Raw genomic sequence first — 6,730 nt, 5'->3', positions numbered from 1 at the left:
AGTCCTTCGGATGTTTAGGTGTTTGTTGTTTAACATTCAACTCAACAAATAAACAACTCAACAACTCAACACCCGATACAAGGGCTGAAAGCCTGGATTATTTCAGCCCCATCCCGTAAGGGTGGGGTGTCGACATCCGGACCTTGTTCGCAGGGCTGAAGGCCTGAATTAAATTCATGCTTATATTTTCTATTGCGGAATCTGGGTTAAAAACAGGTTTTTCCACAGCTTGTAAATTTTGTGTCCGAGAGGCCCGAAGATGTTCGGATGGCAAAGAAATAAGCATAAAAAAATGAGGCTGTCCGTGTTTTTGAGACAGCCTCTTTATCATGAATATCAAAATGCTTCTTATAACTCTTCTTTCACTTCCCAACCGAGTGCGCTGGCGCCTAATACGGCGGCATCGCTTTCTTTCAGCTGCGAGAACAGCAGGCGGGTCTTGTTTTGGAATACCTTCAGCATGTGGGCTTCCATCGAACGTTTTACCGGATCCATAAGCATTTGTCCTGCTTTCGTCAGACCGCCGAAGAGGATGATTGCTTCGGGACTTGAGAAGGCCACAAAGTCGGCAAAGGCTTCGCCCAAAATCGCTCCGGTCGTTTCGAAAATCTCTAAGGATAACTTGTCTCCTTTAACGGCCGCGTCATAAACGTCTTTCGACGTGATTTTGTCCGGTTCCAACTCACGTAACAGACTTTCTTCGGTACGCGTCATCAGCAGTTCACAAGCCGTACGGGCAACCCCCGTGGCCGAAGCATAAGCCTCCAGACACCCGTGACGACCGCATCCGCACAAACGTCCGTTCTCACGGCGTACGATGACGTGTCCCAGTTCACCGGCAAATCCGTCGTGACCGTATACCAGATTTCCTCCGATAACGATTCCACTGCCCACACCTGTACCCAGTGTGATGACGATAAAATCTTTCAAACCGCGAGCCGCGCCATACGTCATCTCACCGATAGCCGCCGCATTAGCATCGTTCGTCAAGGTAACCGGAATACCTCCCGTCTGGTCGCTGATCAACTGTGCCAAAGGGATTTTTCCTTTCCACGGCAAGTTGGGCGCAAATTCAATGCAACCGTTGAAATAGTTGCCGTTAGGCGCTCCTACTCCGATGCCTTTGATTTTGTCCTTGCCTCCGGCCGAGTTAATCACGTTCTGTAATCCGTCGCCAAGGGCTTTCACATAGTCGTTGATGTCATCATAATGACCTGTTTTAATGGAACCGCTGTATAAGATGGTTCCTCTCGCATCTACTACCCCGAACACGGTATTCGTGCCACCTATGTCAATACCAATTACATAAGGCTTCTCCATGAGTTCTGTGTTTTTTTAATTGAATGATTATTTTTTGTTTCAGTGAGCAAATATATAGGCTTTTGCGAAAGAAAACAATTTTTTTACAGAAAAATAATACTTTTTGGATGTTTCGACAACATCTCTATTCGTCTTTAGCAAAGACAACGCCTCTATTACTTCTCTAAAGCGAAACAGTATAAACGGATATCCCTAACCCTTAAAATCAACTTGAGCCTGTTCAATTACCAGTTTCCCCTCAACACTGTCAATCTGTCATGGATTGACTACCTCTTTAGGAACAAATCCATCATTTCGCGGGCTGCGACAAACGAACTGATCTCGTTGTTCAGTACCTGGCGTTCGATGAGGGGCAATCGCTCTTCTACACGCGGATGATGATAGAACGCGTCGTTCAGCATGTCGTGAATACTCTCGTACATCCAGTATTTGGCCTGCTCGTTACGTTTCTGATCGAAATAACCATTCGCTTTCGTGAACGCCATATATTCCTCGATCATATTCCAGACTTCTTCTATGCCCAGATTGTAATATCCCGAATACGTCAGCACCTTAGGAAACCAGCCCGAAGCTGCAGGCGGGAAGAGATGGAGCGCATTGCGGAAGTGTCCGGCGGCCATCTTGGCACGTTCGATATTGTCTCCGTCGGCTTTGTTGATGACGATCCCGTCGGCCATCTCCATAATCCCTCGCTTGATGCCTTGCAATTCATCGCCCGTACCGGCCAACTGGATAAGCAGGAAGAAGTCGACCATCGAATGTACGGCGGTTTCGCTCTGTCCTACGCCGACCGTTTCGACGAAAACAGTATCAAATCCGGCCGCTTCGCAAAGGATAATCGTTTCACGTGTCTTACGGGCTACTCCGCCCAATGAGCCTGCCGTAGGAGAAGGACGGATAAAAGCGTTATGCTCACGCGAAAGCAGTTCCATACGCGTCTTATCGCCGAGGATACTCCCTTTTGAACGTTCGCTACTGGGATCGATCGCCAGCACGGCCAGCTTGTGTCCCTTGCGCACCATGTACATCCCGAAGGCATCGATCGATGTACTCTTTCCGGCGCCGGGCACGCCCGTAATACCTACCCGGATCGACCGTCCGGTATGCGGAAGGCACTTCTCGATGATCTCCTGCGCCTGCCTCTGATGTTCGTGTCGGGAACTCTCGACCAGCGTCACCGCCTGACTGAGCACCGATGTATCTCCACGCAGAATGCCCTCAACAAACTCATGCGTCGTAAAGGAGCGTGTTTGTTTGCGTATTTGCTGCAAATAGGGGTTGACTGTCGGCACACCGGATACGCCGGTATTTACTTTCAGACCTTTGTATTTTTCGTCGTTTTCAGGATGATTCATTGTTTTACCTATCTGTTAAAAAGCAAGAGGGAAATCATTTCATCTCCCTCTTGCGCCGTTATTCTATCTTTTTATTTTGCCGTGATTTTCACTTGACGAACCGGCCCTCGAGGGTCGTTGCAGACCACATAAAGCATGGTCTCCATCGGCTCCGTCACCTCTTTAGGTCGGATAAGAAGCGTCAGGGTTACCGACTCGCCCGGACCGAGCATTCTCCGGTTGAATCCGGTGACGTGTACCCTCGGATCGTCACACGATACGCTATGCAGTTCAAGCAGTTCTTTACCTTCGTTCGTAAGGGTCACCTGCTTGGAGGCACGCTTACTGCCGATACCGAAGAGTCCGCCTCGTTTCATTCGCCCGAATTCGAGCAAGGTTGTCGAGAGCTTGATGCCTGCACCATGCGTTTTCTGCATGGGCGAAAGCGTACTGAAATCGTCGATAAAGTTTACGGAGACGGGTATTTCGTACGAGAGCACCTCGCCGGCAGCGCTCTGCGCCATCCATGTAAACCCGCCGAGCATTCGTCCTTTCGTCGTCACTTTCGTACCGTCGACGGTTACCTTCATCCGTTCGGCCTTACCGGGCGCTAATTCATCAGGAGCTTCCACCTGAATATGTGCCGGCATGTTGACGAAAGAAAGTGTTTGACTTACATCGGAAAAATTACGAATCCATATCTCCTGCGTCGCGATTTCTTTCGGGCGGATGGTATGGAACATAAATGTTTTACTCTCTAATTGTATCGTTCCGATCGTATCTTGATATACGACGGGTAATTCACTCGGTTTGGGAATCACCTCACCCATAATGGCAAGACGCTGTCTACCTCCTTTCGCATTCGTATAAACGGTGATATGCTTTTTAAACGGACCCGGACGATTCTTCGCCGAATACGTGATCACCACATCACCGACTTCTCCCGGAGCGATCGGATCGGCTGTCCATTCCGGCTCGGCACATCCACACGAAGATTGCACATGCGAAATAATCAACGGAGCCTTCCCGGTATTCGTAATCTGAAAAATATGGGTATAGTAATTCTGCTCCTCATCAATCTTACCGAAATCATGCGTCCACGCGTCAGGGGTAAACTCGGGTTCTCCGACCACAGCCCCCGGCGCGGCGTGCACATTCCCCTTGACCGTTAGGACAAGCGGAGTTTCCGAACCGTTACTGAAGACCTGCATGCTGTGGCTAAAAGCGCCGGACTGTCCGACAGGATGGTACGTCACTTCAAGCCTTGCCGTCTCACCCGGCTCTACCGTCTTCTTCGACCATTCGGCCAAAAGGCAACGGCACGAAGAAGAAACACGAATCAATTCCAAGGTTGCTTTCCCATCGTTTCTGACGGCAAAGACATGTTTCACCGGTCCATTGGCGCCTTCGATCCGGCCAAAGTCATGAGCGGTTTCGGGCATGACAATTTTAGCCTCTTCTCGGGCAGATAAACATTGCACCGAAAAGAGGCAGAAAAATAGGGATAAGCCGACGACGCAGATTCTTCCGCTCATCGGTTTATGAGTTCTTCTGTACGACATTCCCGCGGATCGTCAGAACATAATTCCCGTCGGCTTTGCCGTTGCTGTACACGGCAATCGTTTTGACAAATTTACCCGGACGTCCGGCCGGATTATATGTGACCTTGATTTCGCCCGTTTTTCCCGGAGCAATCGGTTCTTTCGTCCAATCAGGAGTCGTGCATCCGCAAGAAGCCACAACGCGCGAAATCACCAGCGGCATTTCTCCGTTGTTCATCACCGTGAAAACATGGCTTGCAGGGCCTGATGTTTCAACGATATCGCCGAAATCATACGTTGCGCTGCCGGTTACCGTAATCGAAGCACTTTTTTCCTGTGCGCAAACCACGCCTGTCGTCATCATCAAGATGGCCGTTAAAACAAATAAGATACGTTTCATTTCACTTTGCTTTTAAGTTAATAACGCAACAAAAGTAATATATTTATCACGAATAGTACGCCGTGCCGGGTTATTTTTTTCGAACGTACGTTAAAAAGCTGTGCGCATAAGGATTTTTCTCGTCCTTCGGCACATCGGTACGAGCGACTTCTTCCCAGACCTTCGGGTCGACAGGAGGAAAAAACGTGTCGGCATCCGAAAACGTATGATGCACGATCGTAAGGTAGAGTTTATCGGCCACTTCCAAGGCCTGCTCATAGACATTTCCTCCGCCGATGATAAAGACTTCGTCCTCTCCCTCCGTAGCCATAAGCGCGCCCCACAGCGTATTATATACCACACAATCGTCGAAACGGGCACCCGGCTCGGTGGTAAGGACAATATTTTTGCGGTCGGGCAAGGCGCCTTTGGGCAGAGACTCGAACGTTCGCCGCCCCATGATGACGGTATGTCCGATGGTCAGTGCGCGAAAATGTTTCATATCGTTCGGGAGGCGCCAAAGCAATCCGTTGTCTTTGCCTATCGCTCCCCGTTGGTCTGTGGCTACTACAATCGATATCATTGGGTTTTTATGATGCTAAAAAAGTTATACGGAAACAGCGCCCGGGATATGCGGGTGAGGATCATATCCGAGCAGCTCGAAGTCCTCATAGCGAAAGTCGAAGATATTACGCACGTCAGGATTGAGTTTCATTTGCGGGAGCGGACGAGGCTCACGTGTTAGCTGCAGTTTCACCTGCTCGAGATGATTGTGATAAATATGCGCATCGCCGAGCGTATGGATAAACTCGCCCGCCTCAAGACCGGTAACGTGCGCAACCATCTGTAGCAACAAGGCGTAGGAAGCGATGTTGAACGGCACTCCGAGGAAGATATCTGCGCTGCGCTGGTAAAGTTGGAGACTGAGCCGCCCGTCGGCCACGTAGAACTGAAAGAAGGCATGGCAGGGCGGCAGGTTCATATTTCGCAAATCACCGACATTCCATGCGCTGACGATGATACGGCGCGAGTCCGGATTGTGGCGAATCATGTCGATCGCCTCACTGATCTGATCGATCGTCCCGCCTTCGTAGTCAGCCCACGAACGCCACTGGTGACCGTATACAGGCCCCAGATTGCCATCCGCATCCGCCCATTCGTTCCAGATGCGTACGCCATGCTCCTGCAGGTAATGCACATTCGTATCGCCCTTCAAGAACCACAACAGCTCGTAAATGATCGATTTAAGATGCAACTTCTTCGTGGTAAGCAGCGGGAATCCCTCACTCAGATCGAATCGCATCTGATACCCGAATACGCTTGTCGTGCCCGTGCCTGTACGGTCTTCTTTTGTCGTACCGGAACGGAGCACATGCTCCAGCAAATCTACGTATTGCTTCATAAACAGGGTCTTTTTATCTTTAAGCCTCGCAAAAGTAAGCAAAAAAGCGGACTTTGGCTACTATTTTCGCTCAAAAAGCATGCAGGCCGTCCGGACATCTTTAAGGAAAGTTCCCTTCACGTAAAGGAACGCTTCCTTAAAGTCAAAAATCTTCTCCTTAACATGAAGGAGCGACCATTAAATATTCCACTCTATTTTCCGGGCATCAAAAATAAGTGGAATATTTGCATATTATCAAAAACCATTTATATCTTTGCGATATATTAGTTACACTCAAAAAAAATGAATATAATACATATTTAATTTTTAAAGATAATAATTACAAATGTAAGATGACAATTTTTTTATCAACATGAATCTAAATAATTGTATAAAAAACACATGTACATTAATTTTGTTAATGCTATCTATTGATACGTTAGCCCAGTCCGACAAGCAACAAGTAAAAACCGAAAGATTCGGAATGGCTTTAGAATACGGATTCTATTCGCTAATCGGAGACAGTGTACGTCCGGTAAATCTGTCATTCCGTTATAAGATGAGAGACAAACATACATTTCAACTATATGTACCACTTTCTTTTAAAAGAAGTCATATTCGGAAAACATCTAATGTGCGTAAAGAAACGGTTTATGGCATCGGCATCGGCTATGATTACACATTCGTCTCATACTGTCCTGTCCTGAAAAAGGTTGACAGTTGTTTTTGTTGTTATCGTTTCTTTTTTCTTTCATGATTTACGCCACTTTTGATG

At 48.1% G+C, this 6,730-nt stretch carries 6 protein-coding genes; all 6 read right to left on the bottom strand.

Translation table 11 applies throughout. The features are described 5' to 3' along the window. Positions 1-348: 348 nt before the first annotated feature. Positions 349-1,320 (bottom strand): ROK family protein, encoded by a 972-nt coding sequence (locus Q4A89_RS11430; protein ID WP_303185622.1) that lies wholly within the window; start codon positions 1,318-1,320, stop codon positions 349-351. 266 nt (positions 1,321-1,586) lie between these two features. Next, a complete protein-coding gene (meaB, locus tag Q4A89_RS11425) occupies positions 1,587-2,675 on the bottom strand; it encodes a methylmalonyl Co-A mutase-associated GTPase MeaB (RefSeq protein ID WP_303185620.1) in 1,089 nt (362 codons plus the stop codon). A gap of 71 nt (positions 2,676-2,746) precedes the next feature. Beyond that, entirely contained in the window at positions 2,747-4,096 is a 1,350-nt protein-coding gene (locus Q4A89_RS11420) for a DUF1573 domain-containing protein (RefSeq protein ID WP_303185619.1), read from the bottom strand. A 97-nt stretch (positions 4,097-4,193) separates the two neighbouring features. Then, the gene (locus Q4A89_RS11415) at positions 4,194-4,595 is read right to left on the bottom strand and encodes a DUF1573 domain-containing protein (RefSeq protein WP_303185618.1); all 402 of its coding nucleotides are present in this window, start codon (positions 4,593-4,595) and stop codon (positions 4,194-4,196) included. 70 nt (positions 4,596-4,665) lie between these two features. Beyond that, positions 4,666-5,157, bottom strand: coding sequence for a dihydrofolate reductase (locus Q4A89_RS11410; RefSeq protein WP_303185617.1), 492 nt, complete (start codon positions 5,155-5,157; stop codon positions 4,666-4,668). A 24-nt stretch (positions 5,158-5,181) separates the two neighbouring features. Further along, positions 5,182-5,976, bottom strand: coding sequence for a thymidylate synthase (locus Q4A89_RS11405; protein ID WP_303185615.1), 795 nt, complete (start codon positions 5,974-5,976; stop codon positions 5,182-5,184). Between the last annotated feature and the right edge of the window lie 754 nt (positions 5,977-6,730).

It is taken from the genome of Tannerella sp. (genome assembly GCF_030528505.1).
Taxonomy (GTDB): domain Bacteria; phylum Bacteroidota; class Bacteroidia; order Bacteroidales; family Tannerellaceae; genus Tannerella.
Note: the sequence above shows the minus strand (reverse complement) of the source record. Positions and strands in the feature narration are given on the sequence as shown.

Bases quoted from the DNA above. Each gene is read 5' to 3' on its own strand.
- Q4A89_RS11430 (WP_303185622.1), bottom strand. From the start codon at position 1,320: ATGGAGAAGCCTTATGTAATTGGTATTGACATAGGTGGCACGAATACC.
- meaB (WP_303185620.1), bottom strand. From the start codon at position 2,675: ATGAATCATCCTGAAAACGACGAAAAATACAAAGGTCTGAAAGTAAAT.
- Q4A89_RS11420 (WP_303185619.1), bottom strand. From the start codon at position 4,096: ATGCCCGAAACCGCTCATGACTTTGGCCGGATCGAAGGCGCCAATGGA.
- Q4A89_RS11415 (WP_303185618.1), bottom strand. From the start codon at position 4,595: ATGAAACGTATCTTATTTGTTTTAACGGCCATCTTGATGATGACGACA.
- Q4A89_RS11410 (WP_303185617.1), bottom strand. From the start codon at position 5,157: ATGATATCGATTGTAGTAGCCACAGACCAACGGGGAGCGATAGGCAAA.
- Q4A89_RS11405 (WP_303185615.1), bottom strand. From the start codon at position 5,976: ATGAAGCAATACGTAGATTTGCTGGAGCATGTGCTCCGTTCCGGTACG.